The following is a 12,859-nucleotide window of genomic DNA, read 5'->3' as shown; positions in this document are numbered from 1 at the left end:
ACCACCATGGCCACCAACCCCTTCGCCGCCCTCGAAGCCCGCGTAAATAGCGCGGTCGAGGCGCGCCTCGCCAATGCCATCGCCACCTACCAGGGCGGCGAGCCCTTCGGCGTGGTCCTTGACAGGGGCCAAACAGAGGGCTTTGGTGGACGCGGCGAGATCGTGGATGCGCCAGAGATTGCCGTATCGCTCAATGTCGCAGCCCATGCCCCCGGCCTGGCCGAAGGCAGCGAGCTGGTGATCGACGGCGTGACCTACGTTGTGGACGCGGGTGTACAGCCAGATTCCAGCGGCTGGGTGTCTGGCCTCGTCGTTTTCCGCAAGGGTTGAGGCTTCCATGTTCCTTGCCCTCTCTGCAATCGCATCCCACCTGCGTGGCGTTCCGCACTTCGAGTCGTCGTGGTCTGTCCGCGATGGGTTGACGGCAGAGCCTCGTGATGCCGTGCCATTTATCGACGTGCGATACGAAGGCGCAACCGTGGGTGATGCCAAGGGCGTTTCGTCGGTCAATGTGTCGCCGGTGGTGTCGGTGTCCATCGGCGTCAACCGTGGTCCTGATGCCGCTGCGGATCTGCATGCTGCTTTTGCTGCCGCTATTCGGGCGCTGCACGGATTCAAGGTCCTGGGGGCTTCTGAGACCAACGATCAGTGGACGGGTCTGGTGCTCGGCCAGGTGCGGGCTTTTGATCCTTTCGATTCGGTGGTGGGCTGTCAGCTCATCTTCACCCACAGCAAACGTTTTGCAGTCTCCACCTGTGGTGGCTGCTGATTTCACAAGGAATCACATCATGGACAAGCAAACCACAAAGAAGGTCGAGCTGCTCAAGCAGCACGAACACGCGGGCCGCAAGTATCCCGCTGGCTCCGAGCTCACCCTGCCAGAAGGCAAGGCCAATTGGCTCATCGGCATCAAGGCCGCCAAAGAGGTGGGGGCGGTGTCTGCCGAGGCAGGCAGCCAGTCCGACACCGGCGGCCCCGGCGCCTGAACCCCGCCAGCCATCCCCAAAACTCAGTAGGAGCAAGCAATGGAAAAAATGATCTGGAGCGGCCAGGGCCCCGTGGAAGTCGGCGTTTATGACCGTGTCAACGGCCGTGCCTCCATGGCCTACCTCACCAAGCTGCGCGAAGTGGGTTGCAGCACCCGCACGCTCACCACCAGCCTTTCGCAGGAAAAGAAGGCCATCAAAGAGACCTGCTCCGGCAGCCGCCTCACGCTGGCCAACCTGCCGGGCGCAAAGTCCATGGTGGTATCGCTGGAGCTGGTGGAATTCAACGGCCCTATGTTCGCGGCGGCACTGTTCTCGCAGATCGCTGAAAACGATGCGGGCACTGTGACGGCGGAGCCGCTGGCCACGATGGAAGTGGGCGACACCTTCTTTCTCAAGCACCCCAACGCCAGCAGCATCGTGCTGGAAGACAGCACCGGCAGCCCGGTGACCCTGGTGGAGGGCACGCACTACGAGATCTTGAGTGCTGCCCACAGCACCGCCCGGCTGTTGTCGGTGGCCGGCCTCACGCAGCCCATCTTTGCGGACTACTCCTACGCCGCCTACGAAAGCATGGCCGCGTTCTCGCAGCCTGCCGCGGTGGAGCGTGGCCTGGTGTTCAGCGGTGTCAACCACGACGGCCGCAAGGCCCGGCTGATTATCCCGCGCATCGACCTCACGATGAATGGCGACTTCTCGTGGATCAACGACGAAGAAGCAACGCTCACATTCGAGGGCGAGGTGCTCTACGTGCCCGAGCTGGCCAGCGATCCGCTCTACGGCTCGTTCGCCCGGGTTGACTGGCTGTAGCCGCCCGCGCTGCAGACCTGACCCCATCGGCGCCCAGCGCGCCGATGCAACCAACGCCTCCCAGTGCCGCTGCCCACGCGGCGGCACTCGAAGCCGCTGCATTGCCTGAAAAGTTTCACCACCACCCACCATGGCCATCAAGCCCATCCAGATCCTGATCAACGCCAAGGACAACGCCTCGGCGGTGTTCTCGTCGTTGCAGGCCAAGGTGGCGGCTGTGGGCACGGCCATTCTGGGCTACTTTGGCATCCAGGCTTTCTCCAATGTGGTGAGGGGGGCTGCGGACTTCGAGGCGGCCATGAGCCGTGTGCAGGCTGCCACAGGCGCCAGCGCGGAAGAAATGGCCAAGCTCACCAAGCTGGCCAAGGATGCGGCGGCATCGTCGGGGTTCTCCAATGTAGAGACAGCCGATGCGCTGACCAATCTTGCAAAGGCTGGGGCCGATGCCAACCAGGCGATGGCTGCGCTGCCGGGCGTTATTGCGCTGGCCCAGGCGGGTGAGGTGGGCCTGGCCGAATCGTCCGAATACCTCACCAAGATCATGGCCGCCATGGGTGGGGAGTTTGCCGACGCTGGCAAATACGCCGACGTGCTGGCCATGGGTGCCAATGCCTCCAACACCAGTGTCACCGGCCTGGCGCAGGCACTCAGCTACGCCGCGCCGTCTGCCAAGGCGCTGAACCTTAGCCTTGAAACCACGGTGGGCCTGATCGGCAAGTTTGCCGACGGCGGCATTGATGCCAGCCGCGCAGGTACTGCGCTCAACGCCATCTTGAGCCAGTTCCTCGACCCCGCCAGCAAGTTCCGCCAAGAGCTGGCGTTGATGGGTATCACCACCAACAATTTTGAAGATGCCCTGAAGCAGCTGGCAGAAGCGGGGCCGCGTGGTGCCAATGCCATTCTGGCGGTGGGCACAGAGGCTGGGCCTGCATTCCGTGGCCTGCTCAATGCTGGCATCCCTGCTCTGCAGTCGCTCATCGACAAGCTCAAGAACGCTGAGGGTAGTGCTGCGGCAACGGCCAAAACCCTGCGCGACAACCTCAATGGATCGCTGTCATCCCTGGGCAATGCCTGGAAGGCCGTCACGGATGTGCTGGGCACGCCCGTGCTGCCGGTGCTCAAGCAGGCCGTCGATGAACTGACGGCCGCATTCCGCCGCGCTGTGGAGGATGGCACTGTGCAGCGCTTTGGCGAGTCCATTGCCACCGCCATGCGCCAGGGCATTCAGTTCGTCCGGGAGTTCCTGGCAACTGTGGATTTCACGGTGGTGCTGGCCCGCATGCAGCAGTTTGCCGACGAGTCCAACGCCACGCTCACCCGGGTGGGTGAATACGCCACCAACGCGGGCAACGTGGTCAAGCTGGCCTGGGGGGTGATGACGGCGGGCATTGATGGTGCCATGGCCTTTATCTACAAGGTCACCGAAGTGATGGTCGCTCAGTTCGCGCGCATCCAGTTGGGTGCGGCCACGCTGATCGAGGCGCTGTCGAAGATTACCTTTGGTGAGCTGTCTGAACGATACAAGCGTGCAGCCGACGAAATCCGCCTATCCGCTGAGGCGACTGCTGCCGCCAGCCAGGCGCTGGGTGAGAAGGCAAGGCAGGCGCTGGAGGATTCGGCCAAGGGTGCGGAGCTGGCGCGTGATGGTTGGGCTGGCGTCACCAAGGCCATGTCCGAATCGGAAAAGCAGGCAGTGCTTACCAGTGCTGCCATGGGCAAGATCGCTGAGGAACTGACGAAGGGCGCCGATGCACTGCGGCAGTCCGAGCTTGCCTACCGAAAGAAGGTCGATGCTGACAATGCGTCCGCCAAGGCGGCGGCGGAGCATGCACAAAAGTTGGAAGAACTGAACCGCCGATACGAGCAGCTAAAGGCTGACGGCAACATCAATGAGGCAATCAAGGTCATGGACGAGTTCCAGAAGACCTTGAGGCAGGGCTCATTGACGGCCGAAGAGTACAAGCGGAAGCTGGACGATTTGGCCAAGCAAGTTGGGCAGGCATTTGGCACGCTTGGGATCGTCAGCTCTGCAAAATTGCAAGAGGCGGCAGAGAGTGCGCGCAAGGCGTTTGAGCTGATCAGGAACGATTCGAGCAGTACGGCGAGGGATGTTGACCGTGCTTGGGCGGCAATGGCGGAAAAAGTCATTGCGGCTGCGGATGGGGGCATTGTCCCGGCTTGGCTCAGGGCTCAGGCCGCGTCGCACGGGTACAAAATTTCTGTGGATGAAGCGGGCCGCGCCACCTTGGAAGTGGCAAACAAAGGCACTGACGGCCTGGAGCGCATGGCCCGTGGCTGGCACATGAACCGCGAAGCCATCGAGGCGCAAAAAGACGTCATGGCTGAAATGCTCATGCGTTACACGATGACGGCCGACCTCACCGAGCGCCAGATTGCCCTGCTAGAACGCGAGGCCGCCGCCGCCGAAAAAGCCGCAGAGGCCTACCGCAAAAAATGGAACATGGACAAGGAGGGCTACTCCTTGAACACCGCTGGTCAGCGCGCCCTGCAGGGTGAGTCGCAAGAAACCATCGACGCCGACATTGCCAAGCGCTACGGCCAGCAAAACGTGGGCAACCCCCTGGCCGAAGAAGCGCGGCAGCTTGCCAAGATCCTTTCGGACATGGCGCAGATCGGCGGCCTGAGCCGCATCGAATCTGCCGAAAGCTCCAAACAGATCGCAGAGCAGCGCCGCCGCCTGCAAGAGCTGGAGGACCTGCTGCTCAACGGCATTGGCGCCAAGCCCAAAGACCCCGCCGCTGCAGGCGGTGCGGGTGGCGGCCGTGGTGGTAGTGGCAGCAGCAACAACAGCGACGACGAAGGCAGCAGCAGCAGCCAGGGCAGGCGCCCGGGCCGTGGCAGTGGTGTGTCTGCTGGCCCTGGTGCGCCCGTGATCAACATCAACTTGTCGCCCGGTGTGGACCTGTCCAACCGCGCAGAGGCGGAGCGCATGGCGCGCCAGCTGATCCCCGCCATTGAAAACCTCGCCCGCAGGGGCCTGCGTTCTTGACGAAACCTGCCATGCCCACTTTCACCCCCTACACCCGCACCCGCATCCTTGGCAACGCGCACAACAAGGTGCGTGCGGCCACCATCACCGCGTCGGCCCAGCGGCCCAGCACCCAGGTGCACCTGCTGGCGCAAACGCGCGCGGGCAACGGCAGCATGTCGCTGACGGGCGCCTACACCGGCGGGGCCGATACGGTGGTGGATGTGGAGGTGCTGGGCGGGCCCGACGGCGCCCTGCGCGCATCCACCCCTGTGCTGCAGGGCGTGGGTAATGGCACGCTGGATGTGCAGAGCATCGACGTGGGCGCCGTGCCGCAAACCCTGCGCTTCACCTTGCTGGATGCAGGCACCGCCGCAACGCCCGCGGTGCTCGATTTCTTCGGCGTGCAGCTGGCCGCCCGGGCAGAGGGCGCGGCGGGCAACAGCATTGAACTCACGGTAACCCGCAGCCTCACCTACACCGACCTGCCGTATTCCACCCTGGCCGCCATCAGCGTGGGCACCGCGTCGTTCGAGGGTGCGCAGTTTGACTGGGGCCAGCCCCCGGGCAGCGGTGCCGAGGTGCCTGCGGGCGCCCTGCGCATTGCGTTTGCGGGCATCCCCCAGGTGCTGCGCGCCTGGAAGACGTGGGACAAGGGTCGCTTCACCTACCGCATCGACCCCGCCGTGGCGTACGACGTGCCCGAGAACACCCGTGTGCGCGCCGTGGCGGGCGACTATGAGCTGGAGGTGACCGACGGTGTGGACACCGAGACCTACACCGCCACCACCATGTTTGATTTTTTGAGCCAGGTCCAGGCCCGCAGCGCGCTGCTGCAGGTGCTGGGCGTGGTGGCCGAAGACCGCGCGCCCGGTGGCCAGGCCGTTACCGACATCCCTTTGCGCACCGATGCGCATGCGCTGCCCGTCATCGCATCCGTGCGCCGCCCGCAAACCATGGTGGTGGGGGTGGTGCAGCCCGATGCACCCACTGAAAACATCACCGTCACCTGCGAAGGCCGGGCCACTGGCGGCGCCCAGTACTGGAGCGTGAAGGGCGGCGTCAGCGGCCAGCTGCTGCCTGCCTACACCGGTGTGCCGTATGCCGACGGGCCGGTGGCTTTCACCATCCCGCAGCCCGCCATGGCCGTGTCTGAGGGGGCATCTATCGTGCCCCGGTTTGAGGCCGTATCCCGCGCCGACGACGAAGGCCTGCCCGCCATCTGTTTCAACCCCGCCCTGTTGGGCATTGCCGCTACCGACAAGGAGGTGACCTTTGTATGGAAAAAACGCCCGCCCGCAGACTGCAGTTGCAGCCACCTGCCGGCGCTCCCAGTCAACCTGGAATGCCTGGGCCTGCTGCCCGAGGATGGAGGTGACGCCATGGATGACGAAGTAAAAACGCGGCTGCTCGATTTGATGGAGTGGCGTGCCGGGTTCCTCGGCACAAACATTGCCCTGGCCGTGGGTGAGACAGCCAACAGCGCCAAGGTGGTGTCTGACGCGGGTGACGTACGCCTGGTCAACCGCTGCATCCACGATGTGCTGGTGCCTGCGCTGCTGGAGGTCTATGAGACGGTTGACGCGCGGACCGCCTGGGATGCGGCCGTCGTGACCTTCAAGGCCGATTGGGCTGCTTATGCCGCCATGGATGGCTCTGGCGGCAACACATCTACCTTTGGCGAGGAGCTCAATCAGAAGTACTCAGCCAAAATGGATGTATGTCGCGTAAAGGCGGGCATCCTCCCAAAATCTGACGCTGGTGGGGGTTCGGGGAGCCCTTGCTGGCGTGATCCGGGCGACTTGTTCTGGTGGGAACACGTCGACGGCATTTATCTCCCCATGTTCAACAACCAGCCCTACGTCAGCGTCATCCGTGACCTGGCGGGCGCGGTTGTGAGCACGCAAGAATTTGGCCTGGGCGTGATCACCGAATGCGCCCACCGCCTCAAGGTGGGCGACCGCATCGTCATCCGCATCAGCAACACCCACAACCAGGCCGCCTGGGCGGAAGGTGACAAGTTCACCATCCCGCTGATCGCGGCGGGCAGCGCGCCCCTCACGGGCGGGTCAGACGGCAGCCCGGTGCAAACGTGGACGGCCCGCAGCAGCGTGCTGGGCGCACTGGCTGACTGGCTGTATGACCCTGGTGCACCCGCACCGTACACCGATGGCCCTGCCGATGTGGCCCTGCTGCCCGGCGGCATCCCGTTTGAGGTGGGTGACACCCTGGCCTTTGACATTGAAGGCGGCGAGCTGCGCTGGCGCCGCGACGCTGGCGCGTGGACCACGGGCGAGCTTTATGGCGCCCCGCTGGATCTGGGTGACGGCCTGCTGCTGCAGGCGGCGGCCGGTGCGGCGCCATCGTTTCTGGCGGATGACACCTGGCAGTTCCGCGCCGTGGCCACCTACGGCACCGACCGCCTGCGCCAGCCCCGTGTGGGCCGCGCCTTTGCATGGGACGGCGCCGATGTGGTTCTGGAGCTGGACCTGGGCGCGGCCGTGCCGGTGGAGGTGGTCATGCTGGCCCTGCACGACCTGGCCCCCACGGCCACCGTCACGGTGGAGGGGGGCGGGGCCGCCCATGGCGAGTGGACCATGCCCCTGGTGCTGCACCCCGTGCTGGCCTTTGCCAGGGTGGATGAGGCCGACGGCGCTGCGGTGCGCTACCTGCGCGTGACCATTGCCGGGGCTGGCGCCGGTGGCGCCATCGGCTGGCTGTGGGCAGGGCAGGGCTGGCAGCCCTCCGTCACCCCCAAGATCGCCCGCACCCGTGCCTGGGCCCTGTCGCGCGGCGCGGGCATCAACAGCGGTGCGCTGTACCGGGGCGCTGGCGTGGCAGGCAGCTGGAGCTGGGAGCTGGACGGCCAAGAGGCTGTGCTGCTGGCCAGCACCTACGACGAATTGTTTGCCGTGCTGGACCACGCCGCCCGCCAGGGCGCCGAAGCCCTGGCCATGGTGCCCGACCTGGATGCACCCGCTGATGCCTCGTTGTGCACCATTGATGGCGAGCAGATCGAGGCCAACGACGAAAGCGGCTGGCAGTCCACGGCAGAGCGCGCCGTGTCGCTCACGCTGCCCCTGCGGCCGGTGATGGTGTAGCGCCATGTTTGAGCTCACCTTGCAAACCATCCCGCCCCTGGTGTTTGAGGGCGCCGCCGTGGTGGCCGTGGGGGCGTCCAACGCCTCCATCAATGGCGAGCTGCCCGCGATGCCCGTCACGCTGGACAACGCTCGGGGCGAGCTCACCCAGGTGCTGGCCGTGGCCGATGTGCTGCGCCACCGTGCAGAGCTGCGCCAGGACGGCGCCTTGATCTTTGCCGGTGCGGTGCAGGCGGTGACTTTGGGTGCATCGGTGGTGCTGGAGCTGGAGGCTTGACCGTGGGTGCACCTCTGCTGTACTCCGACCCGCTGCCGCTGCGCCGCGCCTCCGATCTGCCCCAGTACCGGGCAGACGCGGCAGACCGCTACCTGCCGTGGGTTTTTGGCCGCGCCAGAGTCAGCCCTGTGCCGCTGGATCTGGCGGGCGCTGAGTGGCTGGTGGCAGACCACCCTGTTGCAGGCATTGACCGCGTAACCGTGGGTGGCCACCCCACCCAGGGCTGGCAGCTGCTGCAGCGACTGGACACCACGGGCCACCCCATCGCCGTGCTGCGCCTGGCGCAGCCAGCGGGCGCTGAGGCGGTTGCCGTGTCGGTGGCGGGCCGCCGCCACCCGCAAACAGGCGCCGAGCTGGTCACGCCCTCTGCCATCGTGCGCGAGCTGCTGCGCCTGTGCGGCCACACCGAGCCGCGTGATGCATGGGCGGGGCTTGATGCAGTCTATGGCCAGACAACGCTGGGCCTGGTAATCGCCGAAGACATGCCCTTGCGCCAGGCGGTGGCCGCTGTGGTGGAACCGCTGGGCGCCATGTGGCGCCCCGGCTGGGCCACGCGCCGCGCCCCGGGCCAGCCCGTGGCCACGCTGGATGCATCGGTGGTGGAGTCCATCACCGCCCGGGCAGAAAACACCGCCTTGCGCACCACTGCCCGCGTCACCTATGCGTATGACTGGGCCGCCGGCGCAGCACGTGGCTCCATGAGCTTGGCCGCGCCCCAGGCCGTGGGCCTGTGGGGCGAGCTGCCGCTGGACATTGACCTGCCTGCTGTGTTTCTAGCGCGCGATGCGCTGGCCATTGCATCGGCCCGGCTGGCCGCCGCTGCCCGCGCCCTGTGGGTGGTGGATGCCACCGTGTCAGACCGCGTGGGTGACCTGCGCGAGGGCATGACGGTGCTTATGGATCACGCTCATGCCCCTGCGGGCCTAGCCGTGCTCACCTCGGTATCGCTGGATAGGGAGCAGGGCAGCTACACCCTCAAGGCCGAAATGCACGCCGCCAGCGCCCCGCGTGTCGACCTGGTGCGCCGTGGCGCGGCCCTGGTGCCTGCAGCCAACGATGCCCAGCAAATCACCTACCGCGACGGCGTGGCCACCTTCACCGTGCTCGATGAAAACGGCCAGCCCATGGCGGGTGCTGCCGTCACGCTGGACGGCTTGTACACCGCCAACACCGATGCATCGGGCCAGGTGCAGTTTCGCACCGAGCGCGGGGCACACACCCTTACGGTGCGCATGCCGGGGTATGCGGACTTTGCGCTGGAGGTGGTGGTATGACCGTCATCCAGCGCACACCCAACCTGGGCCTGACCCTGCGCATGCAGCGCATTGCCGCCCCCGCCGTGGCGCCGGTGGTAGACGATGGCGGCGGCCCCGACCCTGGCGAGGCGCAGCCGCCAGTGTGGGCGCGCTGGTTTGACGATGCCGACGCGCCCGCCACCGAGATCCAGCTGGAAACCTATGTGGACACGCTGGGCTTTCCCCATGGCCGCTTTGCTGTGGGCCCTGCAGTGGCGGTGGTGGTGGGTGGCATTGAAGTCACCTGGGAAGTCACCTTTGTACCCACCCTGTGGAACACGGGCGGCACGGTGATCTGGGAGGGCGCGGCCCTTGATTCCACCTTGCCGCTTGCCATCAGCCCGGGCGACAACCCCACGCCGCCCACGCGCTCCATCACGCTGCCCACGTTTGGCGATGCCGAGCCCAGCATGTACTGGCCACACGAATGGCGCGGCTACTCCAACTACGACACCGTTTATGAGCCGCTGATGGTGGCCGCTGGCAACACGCTCACCGTGGCGCTGGAGACGGGCGGCAGCCCTGGCGTGCTGGAGGCGGTGGCAAAGATCGGCACCACCGTGATGGGCGCCGTGCGCCTCACTGCATACCTTGAAGTCTCTGTACCTGAGTAGGGCAACACCATGAGCAGCACCTGCAAATTCAAACCCATCGAAATCAAGCAAGGCGCCAGCGTGCGGATTCTGGGGCGCATCCCTACAGCGTTTGCCGACGGCTACTTTGTGGGTTGGGCCCTGGCTTCGCAAATGCGCAACGCCAAAACGGGCGCGCTGCTGGCCGACTTGGCGATTGAGTGGGACAACCCGGCCACCACCCGCGTGCTGGTCATCACGTGCGATGACACGGCAGCCTGGGCGCTGGGCGAGGCTGAATTCGATATTCGCCTGACATCGCCCGACGACTTCAAGCTCTACACCCGCACCGCCCAGGCGTACGTGCTCAAGGGGGTAACACAGGATGCCTGAAGTCATCGAACTTGATCTGGACCTGGAGCTGGCGCCGGAGGTATGGCTGCGCGTGCTCACGCCGCCGGACCAGCTGCCGCTGGATCTGGCGCAGGTGATCCCGGGGGCTGGAGGTGGTGGCACTGGTCCTGTGGGGCCTACCGGGCCGACGGGCGCAACGGGGGCAACTGGCGGGACAGGTCCGACAGGGGCGACTGGGGCCACGGGTGCAACCGGAGTCGCTGGCGCGACAGGTGGCACTGGTCCCGCCGGTGCTGCCGGGGCCACGGGCGCCACTGGGGCGGCGGGAGCAACAGGCAGTACCGGGGCCACTGGCCCGACGGGGGCCACGGGTGCCACCGGCGCAACAGGTGGCACTGGGCCGACTGGAGCATCGGGCGCTACTGGCGTGGAGGGGCCTACTGGTGCGACTGGAGTCACCGGTGGTACTGGGCCAACAGGGGCTACCGGGGGCACTGGTGCAACTGGTGGCACGGGCCCAACGGGTGCAACCGGGGCTACCGGCGGGACAGGTGGAACCGGACCAACCGGCGCAACGGGCAGTAGCGCCTACGAAGTCGCGGTGGCAGAGGGCTTTGTGGGTGATGAGGCTGCATGGCTCGCATCCTTGGTGGGGCCCACTGGCCCTGCCGGCGCAACTGGTGCAACGGGGGGTACGGGTGGGACCGGCCCTACGGGCTCGACAGGTGCTACGGGGGCGACTGGGCCCACTGGTGCGACGGGGGCAACGGGTGCCACTGGCGCTACCGGTGGTGCTGCAGACATTGCAGCAGTGATTCACGCGGCCACCAGCAAGGCAACCCCGGTCGATGCCGATGAGCTTGGCCTGGTGGATAGTGCCGCTTCGAATGTGTTGAAAAAACTGACCTGGGCAAATCTCAAGGCAACGCTGCTGGCCTACTTTCAAGGCTTGTTCCGCGAAAAGCTCACGGCCGCCCGCACCTACTACGTGCGCACCGATGGCAGCGACAGCAACAACGGCCTGGTTGACTCCAGCGGCGGCGCGTTTCTGACGATCCAAAAGGCCATCGATACGGTGGCAACGCTCGACCTGTCCATCTACGGGGCGACCATCGACGTAGCCGATGCCACGTGGAATGAGAACCTCGTGCTGAAACCGCTTGTCGGGTCTGCGGGTGTGACGATCCTCGGAAATTCTGGAACGCCTGGAAGCTGCGTCATCGCGCCCACCGCTGGTTCTTGCGTGGCTGCCGGGAACGGCATGCTGCAGGAGTACACGCTCGACGGATTCCGGTACAACGCTGGCACTTCTGGTTTCGACATCGTCAGCGGCTACGGAACCATTCGGCTGAAGAATTTCACGCTGGGCGCCGTGCCTGCTGGTTTCGCGCAAATTTATGCGTCGAATCGGGCGGTCATCATCGCCAGCTCCACCAGCTACACCATCGCAGGCGGTGGCGGCTATCACTTCCAGGCCGCGAACGGCGGAAGCATCACCGCCAACGCCAGCACGGTCACGGTGACGGGCACGCCTGCATTCAGCAGTGCCTTCGCAAGCGCGGCCAACGGATCAATGCTGATTTGCGCATCCACGACGTTCAGCGGGTCCGCGACGGGCAAACGATACGACGTCACCATGAATGCTCTGATCCAGACGGCTGGCGCTGGAGCCACTTTCTTCCCAGGCAATGCCTCGGGAACCACTGCAACCGGTGGGGAATACGCATGACCACCTATCAGCTCACCCACGAAGGCTACGTCATCAAGGATGGTGACACGAAGGTGCCAACAAACACGATGGATGGTGTGGACCCGCACCCCGAGACGGTGGCGTATTACGCGTGGCGCGTGCTTGGAAACATCCCGCTGCCTGCTGATCCACCTACCCCCGAAGTCGCCCTGGCGCTGATCGCTGAGCTTGAGCAGGCCAGTGGATCGCCTCAGCGCATCGTGCGCGAGGGGTTGATCTTGATGGTCGAAAGCCAGGCCGCAGCGGCGGGTGTGCCGCTGACCTATGTGCGCGCCAAGAACAAGGGCTATCGGCTGCTCAAGGAATGTGAAGAACAAATCGCCGCGCTTCGCCAGTACCTCATCACCTAAAGGGCCAGCCATGTCTCAAGCCATCATCCTCGCGCCTGTCTATGCCTTGCTGCTGCTGTACGCCCTGTGGGTGTTCTTTCTGGCTGTCATGAGCCTCAAGCGCGCCAAAGACGCAGGCCTGCTCACCACCACCGCCAAGTGCTTCGGCTACCCCGTGCTGTTCGCTGGGTTGCTGCTGGACTTTTTGGCAAACACCCTGGTGCTCACCGTGTTGCTGATGGAGCTGCCGCGCGAGGGCACGGTAACCAGCCGCCTCAAGCGCCACAACGCCACCAGCACCGGCTGGCGCAAGGCTGTGGCGGCCTGGGCGGAGCCGCTGTTGGACCCTTACGACCCTAGTGGGGACCACATCTGACGCAGCGCGCGCTGCTGTCC

General features: G+C 65.5%; 13 protein-coding genes. All 13 read left to right on the top strand.

Going from position 1 to position 12,859, the window contains the following annotated elements:
• Nucleotides 1-6 precede the first annotated feature (6 nt).
• The 13 genes from IB243_RS22655 (at nucleotide 7) to IB243_RS22595 (ending at nucleotide 12,839) form a co-directional block, all read left to right on the top strand.
• Complete coding sequence (locus IB243_RS22655) at nucleotides 7-330, top strand: hypothetical protein (protein WP_192429481.1); 324 nt, start codon at nucleotides 7-9, stop codon at nucleotides 328-330.
• A 7-nt stretch (nucleotides 331-337) separates the two neighbouring features.
• Nucleotides 338-769 (top strand): hypothetical protein, encoded by a 432-nt coding sequence (locus tag IB243_RS22650; protein WP_192429480.1) that lies wholly within the window; start codon nucleotides 338-340, stop codon nucleotides 767-769.
• A 19-nt stretch (nucleotides 770-788) separates the two neighbouring features.
• Nucleotides 789-986, top strand: coding sequence for a hypothetical protein (locus IB243_RS22645; RefSeq protein ID WP_192429479.1), 198 nt, complete (start codon nucleotides 789-791; stop codon nucleotides 984-986).
• A 39-nt stretch (nucleotides 987-1,025) separates the two neighbouring features.
• Nucleotides 1,026-1,796 (top strand): hypothetical protein, encoded by a 771-nt coding sequence (locus IB243_RS22640; RefSeq protein WP_192429478.1) that lies wholly within the window; start codon nucleotides 1,026-1,028, stop codon nucleotides 1,794-1,796.
• Between the two features lie 130 nt (nucleotides 1,797-1,926).
• Nucleotides 1,927-4,806 carry a phage tail tape measure protein gene (locus IB243_RS22635; RefSeq protein ID WP_192429477.1) on the top strand — a complete coding sequence of 960 codons (2,880 nt, stop codon included), beginning with the start codon at nucleotides 1,927-1,929 and terminating at the stop codon, nucleotides 4,804-4,806.
• An 11-nt stretch (nucleotides 4,807-4,817) separates the two neighbouring features.
• Nucleotides 4,818-7,886: a hypothetical protein gene (locus IB243_RS22630; RefSeq protein ID WP_192429476.1), complete on the top strand. Its 3,069-nt coding sequence runs from the start codon at nucleotides 4,818-4,820 to the stop codon at nucleotides 7,884-7,886.
• A gap of 4 nt (nucleotides 7,887-7,890) precedes the next feature.
• The gene (locus IB243_RS22625; protein WP_192429475.1) at nucleotides 7,891-8,163 is read left to right on the top strand and encodes a hypothetical protein; all 273 of its coding nucleotides are present in this window, start codon (nucleotides 7,891-7,893) and stop codon (nucleotides 8,161-8,163) included.
• Between the two features lie 2 nt (nucleotides 8,164-8,165).
• A complete protein-coding gene (locus IB243_RS27500; RefSeq protein WP_192429474.1) occupies nucleotides 8,166-9,437 on the top strand; it encodes a carboxypeptidase-like regulatory domain-containing protein in 1,272 nt (423 codons plus the stop codon).
• Entirely contained in the window at nucleotides 9,434-10,072 is a 639-nt protein-coding gene (locus IB243_RS22615; protein WP_192429473.1) for a hypothetical protein, read from the top strand. Before IB243_RS27500 ends, IB243_RS22615 begins: the two co-directional genes overlap by 4 nt.
• Nucleotides 10,073-10,081: 9 nt before the next feature.
• Nucleotides 10,082-10,423: a hypothetical protein gene (locus IB243_RS22610; RefSeq protein ID WP_192429472.1), complete on the top strand. Its 342-nt coding sequence runs from the start codon at nucleotides 10,082-10,084 to the stop codon at nucleotides 10,421-10,423.
• Nucleotides 10,424-11,195: 772 nt separating this feature from the next.
• Nucleotides 11,196-12,113, top strand: a complete 918-nt coding sequence (locus IB243_RS22605; protein ID WP_192429471.1) for a hypothetical protein — start codon at nucleotides 11,196-11,198, stop codon at nucleotides 12,111-12,113.
• Complete coding sequence (locus IB243_RS22600) at nucleotides 12,110-12,484, top strand: hypothetical protein (protein WP_192429470.1); 375 nt, start codon at nucleotides 12,110-12,112, stop codon at nucleotides 12,482-12,484. Before IB243_RS22605 ends, IB243_RS22600 begins: the two co-directional genes overlap by 4 nt.
• A gap of 10 nt (nucleotides 12,485-12,494) precedes the next feature.
• Nucleotides 12,495-12,839: a hypothetical protein gene (locus tag IB243_RS22595; RefSeq protein WP_192429469.1), complete on the top strand. Its 345-nt coding sequence runs from the start codon at nucleotides 12,495-12,497 to the stop codon at nucleotides 12,837-12,839.
• Nucleotides 12,840-12,859 lie beyond the last annotated feature (20 nt).

The organism is Acidovorax sp. ACV01, assembly GCF_014851495.1.
In the GTDB taxonomy this organism is placed as follows: Bacteria; Pseudomonadota; Gammaproteobacteria; order Burkholderiales; family Burkholderiaceae_C; genus Acidovorax; species Acidovorax radicis.
The sequence above is the reverse complement of the archived record's forward strand: the minus strand, read 5'-3'. Positions and strand labels throughout refer to the sequence as shown.